The sequence below is a fragment of the Cupriavidus sp. BIC8F genome, assembly GCF_032465815.1.
Taxonomy (GTDB): Bacteria; Pseudomonadota; Gammaproteobacteria; order Burkholderiales; family Burkholderiaceae; genus Cupriavidus; species Cupriavidus necator.
This window is the reverse complement of the sequence record NZ_CP136094.1, coordinates 3192290-3216032: the sequence shown is the minus strand read 5'-3', so window position 1 is coordinate 3216032 and position 23743 is coordinate 3192290. Positions and strand designations below refer to the sequence as shown.

Genomic DNA, 23743 nt, shown 5'->3' with positions numbered 1-23743 from the left:
CTCTATCTGGCCCGACATGTCCATCTCGCCCGACTCCGTCCACTCCCTCTATTCCCTCGATACGCCCGCGGCCGTCATCGACCTGGCGCGCATGCAACGCAACATCGACCGGATGCAGCAGCACCTGAACGCGCTGGGCACGCGCTTCCGCCCGCACGTCAAGACGTCCAAATGCACGCCGGTCGTGCGCGCCCAGCTTGCGGCCGGCGCACAGGGCATCACGGTGTCCACGCTGAAGGAAGCTGAGTACTTCTTTGCCGAAGGCATTACCGACATCGTCTATGCCGTCGGCACGGCGGCGCACCGGTTGCCGCAGGCGCTGGCACTGCGGCGGCGCGGGTGCGACCTGAAGATCCTCACTGACAGCGTCGCTTCGGCACAGGCGATTGCGGCATTCGGCCACGCCAACGGCGAGGCGTTCGACGTGCTGATCGAGGTCGACACGGACGGGCACCGCTCGGGGATACGGCCTGGCGATGCCGCGCTGCTCGAAGTGGGCCGTGCGCTGCATGAGGGCGGCATGCGCGTCGCTGGCGTGTTGACCCACGCAGGCTCGAGCTATGAGCTAAACACGCCCGAGGCACTGGCCGCGCTGGCCGAGCAGGAACGCGCCGGATGCGTCGGCGCGGCCGAGCGCCTGCGCGCGGCCGGCCTGCCCTGCCCCGTGGTCAGCATCGGCTCCACCCCAACCGCGCTTGCCGCCCAGCATCTCGATGGCGTCACCGAAGTGCGCGCCGGCGTCTATGTGCTGTTCGACCTGGTCATGCATAACGTGGGCGTCTGCACGGCCGACGACATCGCGCTCAGCGTGCTGACCACGGTGATCGGCCATCAGAGCGAAAAGGGCTGGGCCATCGTGGACGCAGGCTGGATGGCGATGAGCCGCGACCGCGGCACGCAGAAGCAAAAGCGGGACTATGGCTACGGGCAGGTCTGTACCCTGGACGGCACGGTGCTCCCCGGCTACGTGCTGAGCCAGGCCAACCAGGAACACGGGATCGTGTCGCGCGAGAGCGAGCCGGATCCGGACATTGTCGGGCGCTTCCCGCTCGGCACGCGGCTGCGTATCCTGCCCAACCATGCCTGTGCCACTGGCGCGCAGTTCCCGGAATACCGCGCGCTCTCCGAGGACGGCCGGCTGGCGGCCTGGGAGCGCTTCCATGGCTGGTGAGATGCGCTCCGGAACTCTGGCATGAGGTCTGCCCGAAGCGGGCAGCGTTCTTCTACAATGGCGGGCATCTGTTCGCAGCGGCGGACGTCCGATAAAGAAGATCCATGCCAGCAAGCAAGAAGAACGCCCCAAAGAAGGCCGTTTCCAGCGCACCGCCGAACGCGCTGGGCGCCATCGTCACGCGTATCGCCAGCATCCGCGATACGCTCGGGGCCACCGGCCAGCGCATTGCGGATTTTATCGCCAGCCATCCCGACGAGGTCGTCCATATGTCGGTCAGCGAAGTGGCTGACCGCACCGGAGCAAGCGAGGGGAGCGTGGTCGGCGTATGCAAGACGCTCGGCGCGACCGGCTTCCAGCAGATGAAGATCGCACTTGCGCAGGAGATCGTGCGGCCCGTGCAGCTGATCCACGAAGACCTGGAACCCGGCGACAATGCGGCAACCGTCGTGCGCAAGATCTTCCAGAGCAATGTGCAGACGCTGCACGAGACGCAGTCGGCCCTTGATGTCGGCGCGCTGGAGCGCGCCGTGCGCATCCTGAAGAAGGCCAAGCGCATCGAGATCTATGGCATCGGCAGCGCCGCCACGATTGCCGAGGATGCGCACTACCGCATGCTGCGTATCGGCCTGAACGCCAAGGCCGTGGTCGATTCGCATGTGCAGGTGATCAGCGCCTCGCTGACCGGGCCGGACGTCGCGGTGTTGACCATCTCGCATTCCGGCAGCACACATGAAACCGTGACGGCGACGCGGCTGGCCAAGGAAGCCGGCGCGCACACCATCTGCATCACCAACTTCGGTAAGTCGCCGATCCAGGCGTTCTCCGACGTGGTGCTGCTGACGATGGCGCGCGAAACCCAGTTCCGCACGGAGGCCATGACCAGCCGCCTGGCGCAACTGGCGATCATCGATGTGTTGATCGCCTGCCTGTCCCTGACCGACTACGAGCGCGCGGTCAAGACCATTCGCCACACCTTCGAGATACTGTCGCTCAAACGCTATTGAGTTCGGAAGGCAGGGCCTTTCGGCCGGTACACCAGGTGTCGAGCAACTGCGCCGGGGTCTTCGCCTCGGCACCGGGCCCCGTGCCAAGGAGCAGGAACGACATGCCCATCGCGATAGCGCCCACGGCATCGGTCGCCGGGTTGTCGCCGATCATCAGCGCCTGCGCGGGCCTTGCTTGCAACCGCCGCAGCCCCTCGCGGAACAGCGCGGCAGAGGGCTTGCCGATGACGCACTCAGGCTGGACCTCGGCACAGGCTGTCAGCGCGGCCAGCAGCGTACCGGTTTCCGGAACACAAGTGCCATTGTCGCCGGGATGGCTGATATCGGGATTGGTGACGACCAGCCGGGCCCCTGCGCGCAGCGCGTTCACCGCGGCCGAAAGCTTGCCGTAGCTGAAGCAGGGATCGCGCGCCAGCAGTACCACGTCCGCGCCCTGCGCCACCAGCCGGCACCCCATCCGCTGCGCATGGCGGCGCAACGTGGGGCTGCCCAGCAACAGCACGCGCGCATCGGGGGAGGTACGCGCCAGCCAGTCCACAGTCATTTCCCCGGCAAGCACCAGGTGCGCCGGCGCCACCGCCAGGCCCATGCGGTGCAGCTTGCGCGACAGGCCCGCGGCCGTGTCGGTCGAGTTGTTCGACACGATGGCGTAACGGCCCGCCAATGCCTCAAGCAGTGGGGCAGCGCCGGGTAACGCGGCACCGTTGCGGATCAGCGTACCGTCGAGATCGACGATATAACGCCATGACGCCGCGCGCCAGGGAGGCAGCTCGGGCTGCGGGACGCCGGCAACGATGGCCGCGCATCGGTCGGATGGACATTGACTGGTAATCGTCATTTCTGCGTTGAGGTCTGAACTTAGGATCTGAACCCAGGCCCGGACTCAGGCCTGAAGTTTGCTCATTCTACATACACAAACCATTGAGCAACGTTCATTTTCTTGTCATATGGCCTGACTAGGATTCGTGTTGCCCCACCCCCAACCACGCGACACGGACCTTCCCATGAAAATTTTGCACGCAAGATGCCTGGCCGCCATAGCCGGCGTTGTGATGACCCTGGCGCTCGCCGGCTGCGGCGGCGGCGACGAGTCAGCATCCACGGCAACGCAACAGCCGCTTGCATCGGCACAGGCGGACGCGAAAAAGCCGGCGGACACGCTGCGCTGCGCACCGCTGGCCCCTTAAGCCCCCGCGCCCCCGCCTGGTCCTCCCCCGCCATCGCCCACAGGTCAGACCCATGAAATCCAACGACAGACGAAATTTTCTCCGCACCGCCACCCAAGCCGTGGGCGCCGCCGCCACGCTCACCGTGCTGCCGCCCAGCATTCGCCGCGCGCTCGCCGTGCCCGCCTCGGTAGAGACCGGCACCATCAAGGACGTCAAGCACATCGTCATCCTGATGCAGGAGAACCGCGCGTTCAATCACTACTTCGGCACCATGAAAGGGGTGCGGGGCTTCGGTGACCGCTTCCCGATTCCGCTGGAAAGCGGCAAGCCGGTCTGGTATCAGTCGGATGGCGTGAACGAGATTCCACCGTTCCACCTCGACAAGCAGACCATGAACGCGCTGATGGTGCCGAGCACGCCGCACTCATTCTCGGATGCGCAGGCGGCCTGGAATCAGGGCAAGTTCGGCATGTGGCCGAAGTTCAAGAAGCCGTACTCGATGGGCTACTACAAGCGCGACGACATTCCTTTCCAGTTCGCGCTGGCCGAAGCATTTACCATCTGCGACGCCTATCACTGCTCGATCACCACCGGCACGGACCCCAACCGCATCGTTTTCTTCTCGGGCTCCAACTTCAATCCGGACCTGCGCGCACAAGGCATCAACAGCACCGATACCGACTCCGAGCCGAACAACCTGCGCTGCTGGATCAAGGGCGCGCTGCCGACGCCGGGCTACACCTATGCCGGCTCGTCCTTCCACTGGCCCACGCTGCCGGACGTGCTGCAAAAAGCGGGAATCAACTGGCGCATCTACCAGAACCCGAACGACAACTGGACCGGGGCCATGCACGGCGGCCTGGCGTTCGATTCGTTCCGCTCGTCGCAGCCGGACTCGCCCCTGTACAAGCAAGGCATGAGCTTGTGGACCATCGAGGACCTGAAGCGCGACGTGCAGAACGGCACGCTGCCCGAAGTAGTGTGGGTGCTGCCGACCCAGCTGCAGTCGGAACATCCGGGCGCGCCCTCGAGCCCGCAGCATGGCGGCAACTTCACGGCCCAGGTGCTGGATGCGCTGACCTCGAACCCGGAGGTCTGGAGCAAGACCGTGTTCCTCCAGACGTTCGACGAGAACGACGGGCTGTTTGACCACCTGCCGCCGCCCGCCGTGCCGTCCTACAACGCGGACGGAAGCCTCGCCGGCAAGTCGACGGTGCCGCTGGAAGGCGAGTATTTCTCCGACCCGGCGCGCAAGTATCTGCATCCCCTGGATACCATCAGCGGCAACACCCGCCCGTGGGGGCTCGGTCCGCGCGTGCCGATGTATGTGGTGTCGCCATGGAGCAAGGGCGGCTGGGTCAATTCCCAGACGTTCGACCATACGTCGGTGGGACTGTTCCTGGAGCAGCGCTTCGGCATCACCGTTCCCGCGATCAGCCCCTGGCATCGCGCGGTCTGCGGTGACCTCACCTCCGCTTTCGATTTCGCCACGCCCAACGACCCGAAATTCCCCGCACTGCCGGACACCAGCGACTACGCGATCATCGAAGCCCAGCAGAAATCCATGCCGGCGCCAACGCCGCCCGCCACGCCGCAGCCCCTGTTCCAGGAGCCCGGTGTCCGCTTCTCGCGCGCGCTGCCCTACGAGCTGCATACGAGCGCGCGCGTCGACCCTTCGGCCCGGAACGTGACACTGCTGTTCGCCAATGGCGGCATGCAGGGTGCGGTGTTCCACGTCTACGACAAGCTGCACCTGGACCGCATTCCGCGTCGCTATACCGTGGAAGCGGACAAGAGCTTGCCGGACACCTGGGACGTCGTTGCCGACAACGGCAAGTACGACCTGTGGGTGCTCGGGCCGAACGGGTTCGTCCGGCATTTCGCCGGCACCGTGGGGACCGGGGCCGCGCTGCCCGAATGTCAGGTCTGCTACGACCCGAAGAACGGCCAGGTGTACCTGCATATGCGCAACACGGGCACCGCGCCGTGCGCCGTGACGGTGAAGGCCAATGCGTATCGCAACGATGGCCCCTGGACGTTGACCGTTCCCGCCGGCGGCGAGGTCGTGGAACAGCGCTGGTCGCTGCAGAACAGCGGCCGATGGTACGACTTCAGCATCGAGCGCCAGGACGACCCGAGCTATCTGCGGCGCTTCGCTGGCAGGCTCGAGACTGGAAAGGACAGTGTCAGCGATCCGGCCATGGCGGCGCCGGGCGTGTGAGCCCGGTTGCCTTAAGACTCGTGGATGACTGAGCGAGTGGCCTGCATCGATGCAGGCCACTCGGCATTAGCAGCCTAAATTCGCCGCCTGACTAGCCACCTGCCACGGCAGACATACCCCACCGAGGGGAAGGAACCTATCACCATGAACCGCAGTTTCTGCATCCGCGCCATACCGGCGCTGGCTTTGGCCTGCATTGGCCTTCTCGGCCTTTTCGGCAGCACCACCGTGTCGGCCCAGGCGCAGCACGATGGCAGCGCGGCCAGGCCGTTGCGCGTCGTCCTGATTCCGGCCGACGGCGGCACCGAGGATGGCACGAAGAAGGATTTCGAACCCATCTTCGGCGCGATCAGCCAGGCCACGGGCCTGAAGTTCGATATCAAGATCGGACAAAGCTACGGCGCCGTGGTCGAAGCGATGTGCAACGGCGCCGCCGATATTGCCTGGTATGGCCCGGCGAGCTACCTGCAGGCGCGCGCGCGCGGCTGTGCGGAGCTGCTCGCGCTGGCCGTGCGCGATGGCGCATCGGTGTACTACTCCGGCATCTTCGCCCGCACCGATGCCGGCATCGACCGGCTCACGGACCTGAAGGGCAAGAAGATCGCGTTGGGCGATGTGAATTCGACGTCGAGCTTCAATGTGCCCGTCGCCATGATGCTTGCGTCCGGTGTGCGGCCGGCAAGCGACGCTGCCGTGATCAGCATGGCCGGCAGCCACGCCAATGTGCTCAAGGCGCTGGCCGAAGGCCTGGTGGATGCCGGTGGCGCCTCCTTTGATTCGTTTGAGAAAGCCGTGAACGCCAAGGCCATCGATCCCGCCCGCGTCAAGGTGGTGGCGAAGAGCGCGCCGATACCCTACCCCCCGCTGGCCATGCATCCGAAACTGAGCGGCGACGTCAAGGCCAGGCTACGCGACGCGTTCAACAACATCAACAGACTGCCGGGCATCAGCAAGGACCAGATCCGCGGCTATGGTGGCGGCAAGGTCGACGGCTATACCTCGAAGGTAAGCGAAGCCGACATGGCAGCCGCCGGCAGGATGTTCGATCTCGTGACCGACCAGGTCAAGACCGACATCATCAGGAAGGCCGGCGCGCGCTGAGCACAGCCTTCGCTTGCCCACCCGGCATGGCCCGGTTGAGCATGGCAGTGCCATGCTCAACCCCCAACCTATAAGCCATTCTTCATGATCGATTTCCAAAACGTGTCCAAGCTCTGGCCCGACGGTACGGCGGCCTTGTCGGACATCAGCCTCTCCGTGCCGCGCGGGCAATTCTGCGTGGTGCTCGGCCCCTCGGGCGCGGGCAAATCCACGCTGCTGCGCGCCGTCAACGGCCTGATGCGGCCAAGCGCCGGATGCGTGGCAGTGGACGGCATCGCACTGACCCGTGCCACCGAGCGCCAACTGCGCCGCCGCGTGGCCATGATCCATCAGCATTTCAACCTGACCCCGCGCATGAGCGTTGCCCGCAACGTGCTGGCCGGTGCGTTGCCGGCGGTATCGACGGGGCGCGCACTGCTGGGCTGTTTCGAAGCCAGGCATCGCGCGCGCGCGTGCGCGCTCCTTGCTGGCGTGGGCCTGGACCCGTCGCACTTGCAGCGCCGCGCGGGCGAGCTCTCGGGCGGGCAGCAGCAGCGCGTAGGCATCGCCCGCGCCTTTATGCTCGATCCCGAAGTCATCCTCGCGGACGAGCCCGTGGCCAGCCTCGATCCGCGCATCTCGCGCGACATCCTGACCCTGATCCGGGACGCCGCGCGTGCCTGCAATAGCGCTGTCCTGTGCAGCCTGCACCAGATCGAGTTGGCCCGCGAGTTCGGTGACCGCATCGTCGGCATGCGCAGCGGGCGCATCGTGTTCGACGGCACACCGGCAGATTTCACGGACGACGTGGTCGAGCGCTTGTATGGAGGCGTCAGCTGGGAAGATGCCGCACCCTCCCCCGAAACCTCACTCCCGCTTGCCGCATGAAGGACGCACCGCGATGAACAGAACTGCCTATCTGCCCACGCCCGGCACGCATGCCGACTGGAAACTGGAACAGCCTTATCGTGCGCGCCATTTGCTGATCGCGTTGGCTTTGCTCGCGGCCTTGCTCTATACCGGTCAGCGCACCGAAATGGACCAAATGGTCGCCATGACGGGACAAGCCGTGGGTAAGCTGCTTGGCTTGAGCCCTGAGTCGCAGGTGCTACGCGGCCTGTCGCGCGTGGCCGAGTCGATGTGGCCGCCGGCGCTTGGCGAACGCGAAGAAGTGGCCCGCTTGCCCGGGCTCGACCGCGAGCACTTGCCCATGTTTTCCCATATCGAAGTCCTGGAGAACCGCGAGCAGCGCCTGGATGCGCAATCGTTGCAATGGGCAACGAAGGTGGTACGCACCGAGTACCTGGTCAAGCCCGTCGGCTATTTGTGGACCGTATTCGTGAAGATGGTGGAGACCGTCGAGATCGCGATCTGGGGGACATTGCTGTCGGTGCTGCTGTCGATACCGCTGGCCTGTCTCGCCGCACGCAACTACACGCCAAACCGGCTTACCTATACGCTCGCGCGCGGTTCAATCAGCCTGTTGCGGTCGGCGCCGGAACTGATCGTCGCACTGTTCCTGGTGCTGGCCTATGGCTTCGGCCCGATCGCCGGCGTGCTGGCGCTGAGCCTGCACGCGGCCGGCTTTCTCGGCAAGTTCTACGCGGAGGATATCGAGAACGCCGACAACAAGCCCCAGGAGGCGTTGGAAGCCATCGGCGCGGGCAAGCTCAAGACGCTATGGTATGGGGTACTGCCGCAGGTTCTGCCGCAGTACACGGCCTACACGCTCTACATCCTGGATCGGAACGTGCGCATGGCGACTGTCATCGGGCTGGTCGGTGCGGGCGGCATCGGACAGGAACTCAAAGGGCGCTTCGACATGTTCCAGTACGGCCACGTCGCGACCATCCTGATTGCGATCTTCATTGTGGTGTTCCTGCTCGACCAGTTCTCGGCGCGCGTGCGTGCGAGATTGCTATAACAGCCGCCCGCCCGTCCAACAACCGTGCATTAACGCAGGTAACGCCGACGGGCCGGCTTGAGTAGGGCAATCGCCAGCAGCGCTGTCGCAACGTCAAGGGTAATGGCAACGCCGAATACCGGTATCGATCCTGGGCGGGCCGCTTGCCGTCCTGATGCACGAAAGACGGCAGTTCGTCGAAGGTAAAAGTGTCACTTCCCTCCGTTCGAACCAACGCCGCCGAAGAATTCCCTTCTTGATCAATAGGTTGGCTGACGCAAGATAAAAGTGTCAGCGCCCCGAGCCTGCGATGATGTCACCACGTAGCCTATCGCCGGCCCCTTGTCTGCCCGAGCGGTACGCCGAATCCTCAGGAAGCGAAGGCGGCGGCAATCTGCCGCGCCCGCTTGACCTCATCGCCGTGCAGGTAGATCGAGGTGGTCGAAATGGAGGCGTGCCGTAGGTTGTCCCGTACCGTCGTTAGTTCCGCGCCCCGCGCCAGCGCATGCGTGGCATGGGTGTGCCGCATCCAGTGGGGGCTGGCCTGTCGCAGCTTCTCCGCTGCCGCCGGGCTATCGGCCTGGATCAAGTCCGCGATTTGAGTGAAGAACCGCCGCAGCACACCCCACAGCCGCGTGCCAGTGATGCCGTTCGCCGAGTCCTGACCCAGGCCACCAATCAGGGGCGTGTTCGGGTTCCAGCGCGCCGGCGTGACCGGCAGGCCGCGCTCCACCAGATACCGATCGAGGGCGGTGCGTGCCAGCGGAGGCAGCGCCACCTTGCCCGCCTTGGCGCCCTTGCCCACTAGGTGGAGCCAGTGGTCGCCGTGGGGATCGATTTCGATGCCCCCGAGTGTGGCGCCGACCAGCTCACTGGCGCGTAGGCCCGTGGCGTAAGCGAAGTCGAGCACAAACCGCAAACGCTGGGCGGCTGGCTGCTCTCAGCCATAGGACCATTCGAGCCCATTGGCCAGGGTGCGGATCAGCAGCCATTCGCCCTCCGTGAATGCGTGGGACGTGTCCAATGGCGCGGCCCGCGCGCTGCCGCGCACCTTGATGCCGGCGAAGGGGTTCGCCAGCACGTAGCGCTGCTGGGATCAGCCAGCGGAACATCGCGCCGAGCACTGATAGCGCATAGGCCGTTGAGCGTGCCGACAGGCCTTGCGCGAACGGACGCCACTCGGGCGACGTGCGCGGCCGCGGCGGTCTAACCCAGCGCTGGTGCGGCGTCGGCCGGCGCAGGAAAGTGCGATAGGCAATCGCGTCCTCGGAGGTCAGCGATGAGAGCGGCCGCTCGCGCTCGACGATCGCCCACAGGATCAGACGCTCCGCCTCCTTGCGGTAGGCCCGCTGCGTGGCGGGCGACTCGTGCAGCCCCAGCCAGGCCTGGATGGCCGCGTAGTCGTTGTCGGCATTGAGCGTGCAGGTCTGCCGCAGTGCACGGAACTGCCCTTGCGAGCCGTCGACTTCATGAGGCAGGCGCAAGTCCTCCCAGGGCACGATCACCCGGCGGTCGTCTGCGGCAATCAGGGCGCGGGCGCGTTCCGTGAGTGGCGGGTGCGCGGCAAAGAAGGCTTCGATCTGTCGCGCGCTGGCCGGGCCCAGACCGGGCACGGCCGCCCACCAGCGGCGCCGGCGCGGCACGCGCACGGTCAGCGCCGCCAGCGTGTCGATGCCGTGTGCGCGCAGCGCCTGCACGACCCGACGGGGCAGCCACCGGGCAACATCGTCGGTGATCTGCGGCTGGGGCGGCGGCAGGCGACGCAGCGTCTCGATCGCGTGGCCGGCAATCTTCGCCCGCGCAGCCCTTTCGGCCGCCCTGTGTTCGAACGCCGCGGCGAGGTCCTCCCGCTGCCGGGAGCGCGTAAACGCAACCAGTTGCCGCCGGATGCGGCCCAACGCGCCGCGGGCGGACTGGCCCCTGGCCTGGCGCTCGCCCAGGTAGCGCGTCACGGCGTCGCGTGCCGGCAACCCTGCGTACCAGGCGCGCAGCGCGGTGAGCGACGCCGCATCGGGGCATCCCCCCATTGCCTCATTGCGCGCCCGCAAACCAGACGGTGGACACGAACGGGCGGCGTGGCTATTGCCTGGACGTCGTTGACCTCGTTATCGGCAGCGGATCGCGACAAAGACCGCGTCTTCTGTGGCCCTGATACAGCACGGCTATGTCTTGCCGGGCACAGCGATCAGCCGCGTCAATGACATGCCGATAGAAAGAGCTGCACAGGGACGGCTGCGTGCACGCATCAAGCGCTGGACAAAGGCCTTGCGGGATCAAGTGGGGCGGCCTCTCGCATGCCAGGCTATCAGCTGGCGCATGCATGAGACTTCGCGCTCGCATGCAATCGCAAAAGAACTCCCTGAAGAGCAAAAATGTTGTCTTCCCGACATGCCAGCCAGACTGCTTCCGGGAGATAGCAAATCTACTTAAGAAGAATCCCTACGGGCGGAAGCATCCTGGCAAAAGTAGGATGACGGGACGAACTTTGCATGAAGGAATATGTCATGCGTCCCCGCTATGCGACTGAGAAGGATTGGCCTGAGGTTGAGGCCCTCCTGCGTGCTTCCTCACTTTGCGTCGAGGGAGTACGCGAACATATCACCCATTACATCATGGTCCGCGACAATGCCGGGCTTCTCGGATGTGCCGGCGTGGAACGCTATGGGGAAACAGGACTTCTTCGAGGACTGGCTGTTGCGCAGCGCGCAAGTGCAGTGGTCTAATTTCCTCGGACAGGTCGATAGGAGGACAATCCGGAATCGACGAGGAAAAAAGTAGATGACAAGAAGGCGGCGACAGTTTGATGCCAGCTTCAAGCTGGAAGTGGTACGGATGATCCGAGACCAGGGATTATCGGTCAGCGAGGTTTGCCGGTCGATGGAGCTTGGTGAGACCGCCGTTCGGCGCTGGATAGCGCAGTACGACGCGGAGTGCGCAGGCGGTCCTGGCGTGGGCAAGCCGCTGACGGCGGAACAGCAGCGCATCCGGCAACTAGAGGCGGAAAATCGGCAACTGCGCGAGGACAACACGCTGTTAAAAAAAGCGTCGGCCTTCTTTGCACGGGAACTGAAGTGAGCTACCGCATGGTGGCTCACTTGCAACAGGAGGCCGTATCGGTCAGTAGTGCTTGCCGGGTATTGCAGGTCAGCCGCTCCGGCTACTACGCGCACCGCGGTGCCAAGCCGAACACGAAGGGCTTGCAGGAACAGACGCACGTCAATGCAGCGTTCGTGGCTAGCGGCGCGAGCTACGGTAGTCGACGCGTGATGCATGCGCTGCGGCAGCAGGGGGTACGCATTGGCCGCTACCGGGTGCGTACGCTGATGTACGAAGCGGGCTTGCGCGCGAGCTGGAAGCGCAAGTTCGTCTCAACGACTGACAGCCGGCACACGCTGCCTGTGGCAGCGAACGTGCTGGACCGGCAGTTCGACGTGGCAGAGCCCAACCGCGCCTGGGTTTCAGACATAACGTATGTCCGGACGGCCCAGGGCTGGTTGTATCTGGCGGTGGTGCTGGACCTGTATTCACGAAAGGTGGTGGGCTGGTCAATGGCGCCCACCATGCCAGCCGGCCTGGTCATGTCGGCGCTGACTTTGGCCCTGCAGCACCGCCGGCCAGCGCCGGGACTGGTCCTGCATTCGGACCGGGGGAGCCAGTACGCAAGCGATGAATACCAGGCCTTGCTCAGGCAGCATCACGTGGTTTGCAGCATGAGCCGCAAGGGAAATTGTTGGGACAATGCGGTGATGGAGCGGTTCTTCCTGAACCTGAAGATGGAGCGCGTGTGGCAGCGCCAATACGCCAATCACGACGAGGCGCGACGCGACATCACCCAGTACATCGTTGGCTTCTATAACCCGGTGCGCTTGCACTCAACCCTGGGGTATCTGTCGCCCACTGCTCACGAGGCGAAATCGACAGTGAAAAAACCTATCTGCCTGTCCGAAATAACTTGACCACCACAATACGCCAATCACGACGAGGCGCGACGCGACATCACCCAGTACATCGTTGGCTTCTATAACCCGGTGCGCTTGCACTCAACCCTGGGGTATCTGTCGCCCACTGCTCACGAGGCGAAATCGACAGTGAAAAAACCTATCTGCCTGTCCGAAATAACTTGACCACCACACAAGGTCTGCAGGTCTCGGCGAGCTTCTGCTTTCCGCAATCGTGGCAGACGTCCGGCTGCAAGGGGTCGCATCAATAGTGTTGCAGACCAAGACAGCATCCGGCTACTTCGCGCGCCTCGGCTTCGCGCCAATCAACCTTTCTGACCTGCCGCCTGCCGTAATGCACTCGCAGGAACTCAACCGTCCCCCAGCCGATGTCGGGACGCTGATGCAAATTGCCTTGTAGTAGCTCGCTCGCAAGTTCATTAGCCGGAGCGGGCAGCCAGGCGCGCTGCGGAGCCACGGAGCATTGCTCACAACGCACTAAACAATGCCATGCCGGCCGCTATATTGGGCGTCAAGCTGTAAGTCTGAAGAAGCACCGATGCCAGCAAGCCCAACTGACCGGAGTAGCATTACTGAGAGGTCGGGTGCGCCCTACAGTCTCTCGCGCGAACGCACCCAATGACTTTCAGGAAGCGGTAGAGGCCAAGAGCCGTTGCCGTCTGCTGTGCCCTGCTGTACCCCTACTTCGGTACGAGTGGCATGTCGCAAGCCGTGGTCGCCACAAGAAGCCTCACCTGTCGGCCAACGGAAGATGAGGCCTCCTTTCCCGCACTAGTCGACGGGTAGGCAGCGTGCGCACGACCTACTATGGCTTCGTGGCGTCCTTCCCCATGGAATCCTTTCCCATCGCATCCTTGCTCATGCCTTCCTTCTTTTCGTGAGGCTTCTTGGCGTGACTCTTGCTCATTTTTTCCTTTTTCATGTCCATGTCGTCCTTCCCCATGGACTCTTTCGCCATGCTGCCGCTGGCACCCATGGCGCCCTTGCCCATCTCGTCCTTCTTCATCGCGTCCTGTGCCCATGCATGGCTGGCAAGCAACACCGCGGAGGAAAGCAGCAAAACCAGGCGTTTGTTCATGTTGTGCTCCTTGATTGGATTGGTAGGGAGAAGCCGGCAGACTTGCCGGTCAGGTTTTGGGGGGTCAGGAGCCCCCAAACCAGTTGTATCCCTGGTCCTCCCAGTAACCGCCGGGATACTTGTTTGTGACGTAAATCGCGACAATGTGCTTCGGGTTCTTGTACCCAAGCTTGGTGGGCATGCGCAGCTTCATCGGAAACCCATACTTCGGCGGCAGGCGTTCGCCATCGTAGGTGAAAGTAAGCAAGGTCTGTGGATGCAGCGCAGTGGGCATGTCGATGCTGGTGTAGTAGTCATCGGCGCAGAGAAAGCCCACGTATTTTGCAGTGGTATCGGCACCGACGCGCTGGAGAAAATCAGAGAAGCGCGTACCGCCCCACTTGCCGATGGCACTCCACCCCTCGACACAAATATGGCGAGTCACCTGCGCCGTCTGCGGTAACGCGTAGAGTTCTTCGAGGGTCCATGCCGTCCTGCGCGAGACCAAGCCACCGACTTCCAGTTGAAACGCATTGGCATCTACCTCTGGTACATCAGCGAGGCCGTAGTAGGCATTGAAAGGAAACGGCCGCGTCAGCCTTGACTCGGGATAGGTCGGCGCCAGCCGGTTAGGGTCGAACAGCCAGCCTTGCACGCGATCATTGAAGCGCGAAACTGCCATTAGAAAGGACTCAACCGACGGTTTGTCGGTAATGCTGCAGCCCGTCAGCAGTAGCAAGCCACCAAGCGTAATGGCACGCTTTCCGAACAGTCGGCGAGATGGCATGCTCAGCTCGCGAGTTGCATCGTGCAATATCAGCTTGCGGTCGAGCCTGACGATTTTCTCAGCTTTGCTCATGACCATTCTCCCCATCGAGACCTAGCGTCCGCGCAGCATGATGATGAGGGTGCGTGGTACCAGCAACACCATCACCACATGAATGACAAGGAAGAGCGCAATCGCGCTCATGCCGATGAAGTGCACCCAACGCGCAGCGTCATAGCCTCCCATCAATACACGTAGCAAGGGAAATTGAACCGACTTCCAGATGGCAAGGCCAGACAGCACTGTCAGCACAATTATCACCACCACCCCCACGTAGAAAAGCTTCTGGGCAGCGTTGTATTCGGCCAGATTGGGGTGCGTGAGCTTGCCTCGCATGGCTGCTGCAATGTCACGCAGCGCCGCTGGTACGGAAAGCGGGAAGAAGCGTCGCCGGAAACGGCCCGTGACGATATTCATCACCAAATAGAACAAGCCATTGGCGACAAGGAGCCACATCGCAGCAAAATGCCACTGCAGGCCCCCGGCAAGCCAGCCGCCCAAGGTGATTGCATTGGGAAAGTGGAAGCCGAACAGCGGCGATGCGTTGTAGATGCGCCAGCCGCTAAGCATCATGATGAGCACCGCGATGACATTCAGCCAGTGCGTGATGCGAACCCATGCGGGCTGGATGGACTGGCCGTGCAGCGCCAACTTATCGGGCGGCACATGGTGGGCATTGTTCACTTGCTTTCTCCGACGGCAGGCGGCACATCGGTGACCGCCTGCTTCACCACGTTCGTCGTCCCAGACGCCCAGACCTTACAAGGTCAACTCATTCTTGCCCTGTCACCCTTGTTAGGCTGCTGGCAAATGCGCCAAACGCCACTTGTCAGCTCAGGAAATCCACGCCAGTTCAGCGTTTTAAAATAAGAGCGACACGCGCATTCACGATAGGAGCAAATCCCGGAGGAGGCAAAGTAGGCCTTCGCTCCGGCTGGCCGTGCTTTCGATGTATCGACCGAGGACGCCAACCCCAATCGGAGAAAGCAGAACCGACGTATTGGCGGTCCCAAACCTGAAGCCTCGGCCCGCCCGAGGACGGTACTCGTCCGCCAAGGAGCCCATCCAAACAGCTCCTGTCTCTGCGCCAACTCAGAGTTCGATAGTAACTAGCCGCACCTGCACGCGACCAAAGCCAGGGGACGGAAGCCGCCATTAGCGAGCCTAGGATTGTTGGCCAGGTCTCGCACGACCGCCCCACCAACTACAATGACGCGCTTACCGGCCTGAGACTTGCTCGGAGCCGTGATCATAAGGTCGAGACGGGCGCTCCACGATGGGCCCCGATAGACTGCTCAGGAACGAGACAACGTCCCGCGTCTCCTCTTCCGTCAAGCGGATGGGCTTGCGCTCAGTGTGTCCCTGGCCGCCATGTGCCAGTTCGGAATGACCAACCGCCGCTGCCGGCGAACGCACGTAGTGCGTCACTACCTCGTCCAGGTTCGCAAGCTGGCCTGCGTGCATGTACGGAGCTCGTAGGGCCACGTTGCGCAAGCTCGGGGTCTTAAAGGCGCCTTCCATGCCCGGTTCGCCGGTCGCCATGAAGCTCAATTCCTGGCACGCTTGCGGGGGCGCGTCGCTGTAGCGGCTCAGGCAGTTGAACTCATCCGCCAGAACCTTGGCTGTGGCGGACGCGCGGCCACGGTCTGGGCGTGCGGACTCTCTGGGTGGGATGCCGGTGTTGTGGAAGGCCTGGTCGGTCAGGAGCGGGCCGTTGTGGCACGTCGCGCATTGAGCCTTGCCGATGAATAGGCGAAGGCCTTTGACCTCCTGGGCAGACAGCGTTTGCTGGCCCCCGTGGTCACCTTTGAGAACCGCGTCAACATACCGGTCGAAGCGGGAGTCGCCGTAGCTCACGGTCCGCTCGTAGGCCGCAATCGCCTTCCCGAGGTTGGCGAAGACGCGATTGACGGCATCGCGTTGCGCGTTCGTCAGCCGAGACCAGGCCTCTCTTTCGTCAGCGCTGCCAAGCGGGCTCGCGTCGGCCGGCAGGCCCTGCAGGTTTGGGACGGCGCCGAACAGGGACTCATATTCCCGCCGGTAGTGCGCGCGCACGACTCGGGCGAACTGGACGCGGTTGCCGCCGTGCTCGACGCCATCCTCCAACGGACCCAAGGCTTGCGACCACTGGCTGTCTTTGCGGCCATCCCAGAACAGGAAAGGGCTGTACGCTGTCGCTGCGACTGGCATGGTACGGCGCTTTCCGACTCCGACGCCCCTTCCGACGGGCAGGCCGTCCTGGAACTGGCGGTCGGGTGCATGGCAGCTGGCGCACGACACCGCCCCGTTGCGAGATAGGCGTGCATCCGCGAACAGCCGCTTGCCGAGCGCGACTGCTTCTGGCTTGTCTGCCACGGCGTTGGACGGGTCGGGCGGCGGCGCAGGGAGCTTATACAGGCTCATCGAGGATAGGACGCCCCATTCTTCCTTCGACCACGTGTCGTGGCGGTCCGTGGCGCCGTCAGCGCGTCCGACGCCAGTGAGCAACGACAGCGACGCCAGCACCACGACCACAGCGGCGAGTGCGCCCGTCATCGAACCGACAGCACTGCGCCATCAACCGCTCGGGTAAGCATTGGCTATGGCAAGTGCAAGCAGTGCGCCGCAGCTTCGGGACCCGCGCGTCAACTTCGCGATTTTCATGCGTGGCACGTGCGGACCGGCCCATCGCAAATGGTGGAGCGACGTGGTGTGGCATCGTTCGGCTTGCTCACGGTCGTTCTGGACGTGGCAAGGCGGCGGTGGCAGCCGGCGGCTATATCACGGCGGCCTACTGGTTTACGGCTTCGACATCGTTCGCCAATCCCACGGTCACTATCGCACGCTCTCTCACCGATACCTTCTCTGGCATCCGACCCGTCGATGCCCCTGGCTTCATCGGTGGGTGGCGCGCTAGCCGGACTTTCGCAAACTTGATGTTGTTCCGGGGCGGCACCGAGGCGGAATGTGGCGTAGGTATTGGATTTCGGTTGATTCTTTGGTTCGAAGATGCTACATGAAAGAAATGCACATTTTCGAACGAACGGTCAACGGCCATCGCTACCGCATCGCGGCGCAGTCCGTGTGGGATGCCGAGCGGGGACGATCCGTCGCACGCCAGGTCGTGCTGGGACCGGCCGAGCCGCCGCGAGTCGCGGATCTGAGTGCGACCCAAACGGTGGGCACGCGCGGGGTCGGCGACGTCGGGGCGTTGATCTGGGTGGCCGAGCAATTGGACCTGATCGGGCAGATTGATCGGGCGTGCGCAGGGGTTGGCGCCAAAGGCGGCCCGTCCGTGGGCGAGTTGGCGGTGGCCGTGGCGATTCAGCGCGCGTGTACACCGGGACCCAAGTGTGAGCTGGGTGAGTTTCTCGACGGGAGTCTGCCGCGCCTGTCGTGTTTGCCGGGCTCAGCGTTCACCGGCCAGGCCTTCCATCGTGTCGCGCAGCAGGTGACCGATGAGCAGTTGGAGCAGGCGCAGGTGGCCATCGCGAAGGCCGCCATCGCCCGCTTCGAGCTGTCCGCGGACGTGCTCGCATTCGATACCACGAACTTCGATACCCACATCGACACACAGACGCCCGGCGATCTGGCCCGGCGAGGACACGCCAAGAGCAAGAGAAAGGACCTGCGTGTGGTCGGGCTTGGCCTTCTGGTCAGCGAGACGGGTCATGTGCCGCTGTTGTATCGGACGTATCCCGGCAACGGCTCGGACCAGGCGGTGCTCGCGGCGTGCCTGGCTGGGTTGGCGCAGTTGCATGAGGCGCTCGACAGCGGTGAGGGTCGCAAGCAGCCGGCGCAGCGCACGGTGGTACGGGACGGCGGGTTCTGGAGCCCGCAACTGGAACTCGATCTCGATGCCGCCGGCTACTACAGCCTCATCTCGTTGCCGCTGGGGCACAAGGCCGCGCAAGAGGCGCTGCAGATGGCGGCGCAGCGCGGTGCGATGAAGCCGCTGTCGGGCAAGCTCAGCGAAGTGCGGGCAGCGCGGGTTCGAACCACCGTCGGCGAGTTGGACCGCACGCTCGTGGTGGTGGAGAGCCAGGAGCTGCTCGAGGGTCAAAAACGCGGGATCGCGGTGGCACTGCGCAAGGCGAAGGAGGAACTGCGCACGCTGGAGGGGTTGGTCCAAAAGGGTCGCATCACGCGCAGCCGGCTGGAGCTGCGGGTCAAGAAGGCGCTGACTCGGGAACACCTGTCGAGCTTCGTCGTGACCACCATCGCCGGAACCGAAGCGGCACCGACCTTGCAATGGCACGTCGATGCCGCATTGCGCCGCGAGCTGGAGCGAACGCGACTGGGCAGGCGGGTGCTGTGTACGGATCGGCACACCTGGAGTACAGGGCGCATCGTCTACGCGTTCCGAGGGCAGTGGAACGTCGAGGAGTTGTTCCGCAGAACGAAGAAAGGCGGCGTGGTTCCGTGGGGGCCATCACACCAGTGGGCCGACGGATCGCTGCGCCTGCACACCTTCGCGACCGTGCTCGGCCTGATGCTCGTGAGCTTGGCGAAGATTGCCCTGCGGGCCGACGCTTCGGCCCGTCGCATGATGGAAGGACTGGCCGAGATCAAGGTGACGTTGGTGAGGACGAAGACCGGGGCAGCGGGACGACGGCCAACGGCGATGCTGGCGCCGGAGCTCACGGCCGAGCAGCGCCGCGCCGTGAAGATCTTCGAGCTGCAGAGGTGGGAACCAACATTATTTCATGTATGACGTCGACGCCCATTCAGCAACGATTGACGGCCAAGAGCCGTCGATCCGGCCCCTTGCTTTGCGAAAGTACCGCTAGCGGTTCTCCTTTTCCTGTGGTTCGAGCGCCTGCATAGCTCTCCCCGCAGCGCGACTGAAGCTGTCAACGAACAGGGTGCGCGCACGCTATTATGAGGCGCCCGCCCGAAGCCGAACTCCGTGAAGTGCCACGGCGCTACCGCCACTAGACGGCAAACGCGATCAGCCGCAGCCTTGCCTGCCCTCACAGGGGTATATGTTGCGCCACCGCAAACGCCGCGCCGCTGCTTTGGCTTCCCGGCTGGACACGCCATAGACTATGGCTATGGTCGCCAACTCTGACCGGACGCGCCTGCCGCTGTCCAAGTACCGGAAGAAGCGTGACTTTAATGTCACGCCCGAGCCCACGCCTCACGCCGGCGGTCCTTCAGCCGCAGGCCAACACTTGTCGTTCGTTGTGCAAAAGCACTGGGCCGGGCGGCTGCACTACGACTTTCGACTCGAACTCGATGGGGTGCTGCTAAGTTGGGCCGTCCCCAAGGGGCCGTGTTACGACCCTCAGGAGAAACGGATGGCCATCCATGTCGAAGACCATCCCATTGAGTACGCAGGTTTCCAAGGCATTATTCCCCCGAAGCAGTACGGAGCCGGGACAGTCATTGTGTGGGACCACGGCACCTGGGAGCCTGTCGGCGACCCTCACGAAGGGATTCAAGCCGGAAAGCTCGTTTTCCAGCTGCACGGAGAAAAGCTCGCTGGCCGCTGGGAACTAGTGCGCATATCGAAACCCGACGACAAGCAAGACCAGTGGATGCTTTTCAAGAAGCGGGATGAGTGGGCGCAGCCCCTTGCCGAGTACGACGTCATCAAAGCCCTTCCGGACAGTGTCGTCGACAAGCCCCTAGGTCTAATCGAGGAACGCGAGCCTAAGACTAGTCCCGATTCTTCCCTCGGCGAGGAAGCGGCAATTGACCTCACCTTTGGAGTGACCGCTGAGCTGCCTACGGAACTCGAGCCGCAACTCGCTACCCAAGCGGCGTCCCTACCCAAGGGAGACGGCTGGATTGTCGAGACGAAGTTCGACGGGTACCGCCTTCTTACGCGGATAGACGCCGGCAGCGTCAGGCTCTTCACTCGAGGCGGACACGATTGGACAAGCAAGTTCAAAAGCCTTGCAGTTGAGTTGAAAGACCTGAGAGCTTCGAGCGCCTGGCTCGACGGTGAAATCGTTGTCCTCAAGGATGGCCTTCCAGATTTCAACGCTTTGCAGAATGCCATCGACGCGGCTCAGGGCGAGAGCATCGTCTACTTTCTCTTTGACCTTATCTACCTGGACGGGAAAGACTTGCGCAAGGTGCCACTGAGCTCCCGCCGAGCCCGGCTGGCACAACTCGTCGGAGCGCCCGGCGAGCGAATTCGAATCAGCGAGCATTTCGATGCGCCGCCGACCCAAGTATTCAAGGCCGCATGCGAATTGGGGTTAGAGGGCCTGATGTTCAAACGGCGTGACGCGCCGTACGTTTCGAGCAGGACTCAGACCTGGCTAAAGGCAAAGTGCATCCTTCGCCAGGAGTTCGCCGTCTGCGGCTTCACCGACCGAAGCGCTGCGCCCCAGGAGGTCGGTAGCCTTCTGCTGGGCTACCACGTAGATGGCAAGCTCCGTTCTGCCGGCAGCGTCGGCACAGGGTGGGATGCCAAGACCGGCCGAGCATTGAGAGTCCAACTGGCAGCGTTGGAAGTGCCTTTTTCACCATTTGAGACCTATGCAGTCAAACCGGGGCGCTGGTCCGAGCGCACTGCGGGCAGCGAGCATTGGGTCCAGCCGTTGCTGGTAGCGGAGGTTGCCTTCGCCGAGTGGACGCCTGACGGTCACATCCGACAAGCCTCGTTCAAAGGATTGCGCGCGGACAAGCCAGCAAGCGACATCGGCCGCGAGGCCGCCAGGACATTAACTTCAATACCTGCACCACACTCCGTAAAGGTCACCAATCCGGACCGGGTAATCGACCCGTCAACCGGGCTGACCAAACTCGACCTGGTTCGCTACTACGAAAGCGTAGCCGACTGGATGCTGCCCCACCTGACGGACCGCCCATTATCGATGCTGCGCGCGCCCAATGGCATCACCGAAGAACTGTTCTTCCAGAAGCACCCTGAGAGCAAGATGCCGCGGCTCAAAGTACACGACCCGAGCCTGTGGCCTGGGCACCCCGCCTTGCTATCAGTCGACACCCTTGATGCACTTGTGTCGGCAGCACAAATGAACGTCATGGAGTTCCATACCTGGAATTCGTCGGTGCGGCTCCTCGACAAGCCCGACAGGGTCATCTTCGACCTTGACCCGGGCGAAGACCTGAAGTGGCAGCACATGCAGGAGGCGGCACTCCTTGTTCACACGTTACTGACCGAACTCGGGCTCAAGGCTTGGTTGAAGACCAGCGGTGGCAAAGGCTTGCACGTCGTCATCCCGCTGACGCCAAGGCTCGATTACGGCACCGTGAAGGGTTTCTCTCGAGCCTTCGTCCAGCACATCAGCAAGACTATCCCCCAGCGGTTTTCCGCAATGGCGGGGCCAGCGCACCGTAAGGGAAAAGTGTTCGTCGATTATCTTCGCAACGGCTTTGGCCAGACGACCGTCGCGGCGTTCTCGGCGCGGGCTCGTCCAGGCATGGGGGTGTCAATGCCAGTATCGTGGGAGCAACTGATGTCGCTCAGAAGTGGCGCGCAGTGGACAGTCACGACAGCACGCGAGTACCTCAGCTTCCAGACCGAGGACCCGTGGCATGAGTATTGGTCGACGCGGCAGTCATTGACGACGGCACTGAAGCGGCTAAGCTAACCATAGCGCACGTGCGCTTGCCTCAGTCAACAGTCTCGAGGCGTGGAGGATAGTATGCCGGCCCGTTCCATCGCATCGTTGTCGCTTTCCTTCGGCTTGGTTTCCATACCGGTCAAGCTATACACCGCCACGGAGAGTGAGAGCGCCGTCAGGTTCAACTACATGTGCAAGGACGGTTCCCGCGCCAAGCAACAATACATCTCGGAGAAAAGCGGCCAAGTGGTGGAACGCTCTGATTTGCAGAAGGGCTATGAATTCGAGAAAGACCGCTACGTCTTGTTTGCGCCTGAGGAACTTAAGGCTCTGGAGGATAGCGCAAGCCATGTCGTCGATATTGTGGCCTTCATCCCGGAAAGGACTGTCGACCCGCTGTACTACGACAAGGCGTATTTCGTAGCGCCCGACAAGCGAGGCGGCAAGCCGTACAACCTGCTGAGAGAAGCCATGCGCAAGAGCGGCCGCTGCGCGCTGGCAAAGTGGGCGTCAAAAGGCAAGACGCATATGGTGCAGATTCGTCCGGCAGAGGACGGCTTGGTGTTTCAGCAGTTGCTGTTCGCTGACGAAGTTCGGTCGATGAAAGACCTGCACATTGAACAGGTTGAGGTTTCCGACGCCGAATTGAAACTAGCACTACAAATTATCGACCAGGCCGCAGAGGATAGCTACGACCCAACACAATATGAAGACGAAGAGAAGAAGCGCATCCTTCAGGCCATAGACGCGAAGATTGCAGGCAAACAGATTGTTTCGCCCGAGCAGGTCGAGGTGTCGACCAGCGGCCAAGTTATTGACCTTATGGAAGCGCTGCGAGCAAGCCTGGCTAAGGGTGGCAGGAAAGCAAAGCCGCCAGCGGCCAAGGCCAAAGCGTCTACTGAGGACGTCGCGGACCTCACCACGAAGGAGCGCAAGGGCGTGAAGCGCGCGGAGAAAGTCACTGAAGCACCCTCGCGAGTACGAGCTCGGAAGTGACAGACCACATTTCCGAGCATCACTACTCGCTGCGCAGTCTCCAGTCTTTGCTCGGCGTATCCCGTAGCGTGTTGGCTGGTCTGATTGAGGCCGGCTTCGTGAGCCCTACACGTGGTCGCCGGAACGAACTCCGCTTCACGTTTCAAGACGTTGTGCTGCTGCGTACAGCATATCAACTTCAAGCCGCAAATATCCCTTCGCGCAAGATTGTTCGCTCCTTGGCCAGTTTGCAAGCAAAGCTGCCCGAGGACTTGCCGCTGACGGGAATTCGTGTCTCAGCGGTCGGCAACACGATTACCGTGCGGTCTGGTCCTGACCAGTGGGAAGCCGATTCCGGACAATTGTTACTTGACTTCGAGGTGGCCCCGCTTCGAGGTGCTGTGACGTTTCTTGACAGCGCGCCGGCAAGTTCAGCGAGTCGGGGTCAGGGAGAGGAATGGTTTGCACTAGCCGAGCAACTGGCTGTGTCCGACCCACAAGGCTCAGAACATGCATACTGGAAGGCCCTGGAATTGTTGACCGTGCCGCACTACGCGGCTTACACAAACTTGGGGGTCCTGCTGGTTGAGAGCGGCCGGCATACGGAGGCGTTGACAGTATTCGACAAAGCTCTGGAACACTTTCCCGCCCATAGCCTGCTTCACTTCAACCGAGCTGTCGTATTAGAGGAACTTTCTCGCCAGGAGGACGCTGCAAGCAGCTACAGCAAATGCCTGGAATTAGAACCAGACTACGCCGACGCGCATTACAACTTGGCTCGGCTGAGTGAATTGCGCGGCGACAACCAAACTGCTTTGCGACACTACAACGCGTACCGCCGACTCTGCCCGTAGC

General features: G+C 62.9%; 18 protein-coding genes and 2 pseudogenes. 14 read left to right on the top strand and 6 right to left on the bottom strand.

Translation table 11 applies throughout. The features are described from left to right. Positions 1 to 16: 16 nt before the first annotated feature. Positions 17 to 1171, top strand: coding sequence for a DSD1 family PLP-dependent enzyme (locus RS901_RS14885; protein WP_316149566.1), 1155 nt, complete (start codon positions 17 to 19; stop codon positions 1169 to 1171). A 173-nt stretch (positions 1172 to 1344) separates the two neighbouring features. Beyond that, complete coding sequence (locus RS901_RS14880; RefSeq protein ID WP_316153516.1) at positions 1345 to 2178, top strand: MurR/RpiR family transcriptional regulator; 834 nt, start codon at positions 1345 to 1347, stop codon at positions 2176 to 2178. Here the strand turns inward: RS901_RS14880 and RS901_RS14875 are convergent. Continuing rightward, a complete protein-coding gene (locus RS901_RS14875) occupies positions 2165 to 3016 on the bottom strand; it encodes an HAD-IIA family hydrolase (RefSeq protein ID WP_316149565.1) in 852 nt (283 codons plus the stop codon). The genes RS901_RS14880 and RS901_RS14875 overlap by 14 nt on opposite strands. 214 nt (positions 3017 to 3230) lie before the next feature. Here RS901_RS14875 and RS901_RS14870 point away from each other — a divergent pair, with 214 nt between their 5' ends. From RS901_RS14870 to phnE, 5 genes are all read left to right on the top strand, one after another. Further along, positions 3231 to 3365: a hypothetical protein gene (locus tag RS901_RS14870; protein ID WP_316149564.1), complete on the top strand. Its 135-nt coding sequence runs from the start codon at positions 3231 to 3233 to the stop codon at positions 3363 to 3365. A 52-nt stretch (positions 3366 to 3417) separates the two neighbouring features. After that, positions 3418 to 5568 (top strand): phosphocholine-specific phospholipase C, encoded by a 2151-nt coding sequence (locus tag RS901_RS14865; protein WP_316149563.1) that lies wholly within the window; start codon positions 3418 to 3420, stop codon positions 5566 to 5568. Between the two features lie 144 nt (positions 5569 to 5712). Further along, positions 5713 to 6669, top strand: coding sequence for a phosphate/phosphite/phosphonate ABC transporter substrate-binding protein (locus tag RS901_RS14860; RefSeq protein ID WP_316149562.1), 957 nt, complete (start codon positions 5713 to 5715; stop codon positions 6667 to 6669). An 84-nt stretch (positions 6670 to 6753) separates the two neighbouring features. Then, a complete protein-coding gene (locus RS901_RS14855) occupies positions 6754 to 7536 on the top strand; it encodes a phosphonate ABC transporter ATP-binding protein (protein ID WP_316149560.1) in 783 nt (260 codons plus the stop codon). Then, positions 7472 to 8572, top strand: a complete 1101-nt coding sequence (phnE, locus tag RS901_RS14850) for a phosphonate ABC transporter, permease protein PhnE (protein WP_316149559.1) — start codon at positions 7472 to 7474, stop codon at positions 8570 to 8572. Before RS901_RS14855 ends, phnE begins: the two co-directional genes overlap by 65 nt. A 349-nt stretch (positions 8573 to 8921) precedes the next feature. Here phnE and RS901_RS14845 read toward each other — a convergent pair. Next, positions 8922 to 10578, bottom strand: a pseudogene (locus tag RS901_RS14845) (phage integrase family protein). A gap of 462 nt (positions 10579 to 11040) precedes the next feature. Between RS901_RS14845 and RS901_RS14840 the strand changes: the two are divergent. The 3 genes and pseudogenes from RS901_RS14840 to RS901_RS14830 form a co-directional block, all read left to right on the top strand. Beyond that, positions 11041 to 11274, top strand: a complete 234-nt coding sequence (locus tag RS901_RS14840) for a hypothetical protein (protein ID WP_316149558.1) — start codon at positions 11041 to 11043, stop codon at positions 11272 to 11274. Positions 11275 to 11329: 55 nt separating this feature from the next. Next, a protein-coding gene (locus RS901_RS14835; protein WP_316149557.1) for an IS3 family transposase occupies positions 11330 to 12507 on the top strand; the annotation gives its coding sequence in 2 pieces (ribosomal slippage) (positions 11330 to 11597 and positions 11597 to 12507; 1179 coding nt in all). A 21-nt stretch (positions 12508 to 12528) separates the two neighbouring features. Further along, positions 12529 to 12675 (top strand): annotated as a pseudogene (locus RS901_RS14830) (IS3 family transposase); the annotation flags it as partial. Between the two features lie 640 nt (positions 12676 to 13315). Here the strand turns inward: RS901_RS14830 and RS901_RS14825 are convergent. The 4 genes from RS901_RS14825 to RS901_RS14810 form a co-directional block, all read right to left on the bottom strand. After that, the gene (locus RS901_RS14825) at positions 13316 to 13588 is read right to left on the bottom strand and encodes a pentapeptide MXKDX repeat protein (protein ID WP_316149556.1); all 273 of its coding nucleotides are present in this window, start codon (positions 13586 to 13588) and stop codon (positions 13316 to 13318) included. 64 nt (positions 13589 to 13652) lie between these two features. Next, positions 13653 to 14426: a molybdopterin-dependent oxidoreductase gene (locus RS901_RS14820; RefSeq protein WP_316149555.1), complete on the bottom strand. Its 774-nt coding sequence runs from the start codon at positions 14424 to 14426 to the stop codon at positions 13653 to 13655. A gap of 21 nt (positions 14427 to 14447) precedes the next feature. Then, the gene (locus RS901_RS14815) at positions 14448 to 15077 is read right to left on the bottom strand and encodes a cytochrome b/b6 domain-containing protein (RefSeq protein WP_316149554.1); all 630 of its coding nucleotides are present in this window, start codon (positions 15075 to 15077) and stop codon (positions 14448 to 14450) included. Positions 15078 to 15611: 534 nt separating this feature from the next. Further along, on the bottom strand, positions 15612 to 16928 hold the full coding sequence (locus RS901_RS14810) for a cytochrome-c peroxidase (RefSeq protein ID WP_316149553.1): 1317 nt from the start codon (positions 16926 to 16928) through the stop codon (positions 15612 to 15614). A 460-nt stretch (positions 16929 to 17388) separates the two neighbouring features. On the opposite strand from RS901_RS14810, the gene RS901_RS14800 reads away from it, so the two are divergent. The 4 genes from RS901_RS14800 (at position 17389) to RS901_RS14785 (ending at position 23742) form a co-directional block, all read left to right on the top strand. Next, positions 17389 to 19086 carry an IS1634 family transposase gene (locus tag RS901_RS14800; protein ID WP_316149552.1) on the top strand — a complete coding sequence of 566 codons (1698 nt, stop codon included), beginning with the start codon at positions 17389 to 17391 and terminating at the stop codon, positions 19084 to 19086. Between the two features lie 334 nt (positions 19087 to 19420). Continuing rightward, on the top strand, positions 19421 to 21940 hold the full coding sequence (gene ligD / locus RS901_RS14795) for a DNA ligase D (protein ID WP_316149551.1): 2520 nt from the start codon (positions 19421 to 19423) through the stop codon (positions 21938 to 21940). A 54-nt stretch (positions 21941 to 21994) separates the two neighbouring features. Then, positions 21995 to 22909: a Ku protein gene (locus RS901_RS14790; protein WP_316149550.1), complete on the top strand. Its 915-nt coding sequence runs from the start codon at positions 21995 to 21997 to the stop codon at positions 22907 to 22909. After that, a complete protein-coding gene (locus RS901_RS14785) occupies positions 22906 to 23742 on the top strand; it encodes a tetratricopeptide repeat protein (protein WP_316149549.1) in 837 nt (278 codons plus the stop codon). Before RS901_RS14790 ends, RS901_RS14785 begins: the two co-directional genes overlap by 4 nt. The last annotated feature ends 1 nt before the right edge of the window (position 23743 follow it).

Bases quoted from the DNA above. Each gene is read 5' to 3' on its own strand.
- RS901_RS14885 (WP_316149566.1), top strand. From the start codon at position 17: ATGTCCATCTCGCCCGACTCCGTCCACTCCCTCTATTCCCTCGATACG.
- RS901_RS14875 (WP_316149565.1), bottom strand. From the start codon at position 3,016: ATGACGATTACCAGTCAATGTCCATCCGACCGATGCGCGGCCATCGTT.
- RS901_RS14870 (WP_316149564.1), top strand. From the start codon at position 3,231: ATGACCCTGGCGCTCGCCGGCTGCGGCGGCGGCGACGAGTCAGCATCC.
- RS901_RS14865 (WP_316149563.1), top strand. From the start codon at position 3,418: ATGAAATCCAACGACAGACGAAATTTTCTCCGCACCGCCACCCAAGCC.
- RS901_RS14860 (WP_316149562.1), top strand. From the start codon at position 5,713: ATGAACCGCAGTTTCTGCATCCGCGCCATACCGGCGCTGGCTTTGGCC.
- RS901_RS14855 (WP_316149560.1), top strand. From the start codon at position 6,754: ATGATCGATTTCCAAAACGTGTCCAAGCTCTGGCCCGACGGTACGGCG.
- phnE (WP_316149559.1), top strand. From the start codon at position 7,472: ATGGAGGCGTCAGCTGGGAAGATGCCGCACCCTCCCCCGAAACCTCAC.
- RS901_RS14840 (WP_316149558.1), top strand. From the start codon at position 11,041: ATGAAGGAATATGTCATGCGTCCCCGCTATGCGACTGAGAAGGATTGG.
- RS901_RS14825 (WP_316149556.1), bottom strand. From the start codon at position 13,588: ATGAACAAACGCCTGGTTTTGCTGCTTTCCTCCGCGGTGTTGCTTGCC.
- RS901_RS14820 (WP_316149555.1), bottom strand. From the start codon at position 14,426: ATGAGCAAAGCTGAGAAAATCGTCAGGCTCGACCGCAAGCTGATATTG.
- RS901_RS14810 (WP_316149553.1), bottom strand. From the start codon at position 16,928: ATGACGGGCGCACTCGCCGCTGTGGTCGTGGTGCTGGCGTCGCTGTCG.
- RS901_RS14800 (WP_316149552.1), top strand. From the start codon at position 17,389: ATGAAAGAAATGCACATTTTCGAACGAACGGTCAACGGCCATCGCTAC.
- ligD (WP_316149551.1), top strand. From the start codon at position 19,421: ATGGCTATGGTCGCCAACTCTGACCGGACGCGCCTGCCGCTGTCCAAG.
- RS901_RS14790 (WP_316149550.1), top strand. From the start codon at position 21,995: ATGCCGGCCCGTTCCATCGCATCGTTGTCGCTTTCCTTCGGCTTGGTT.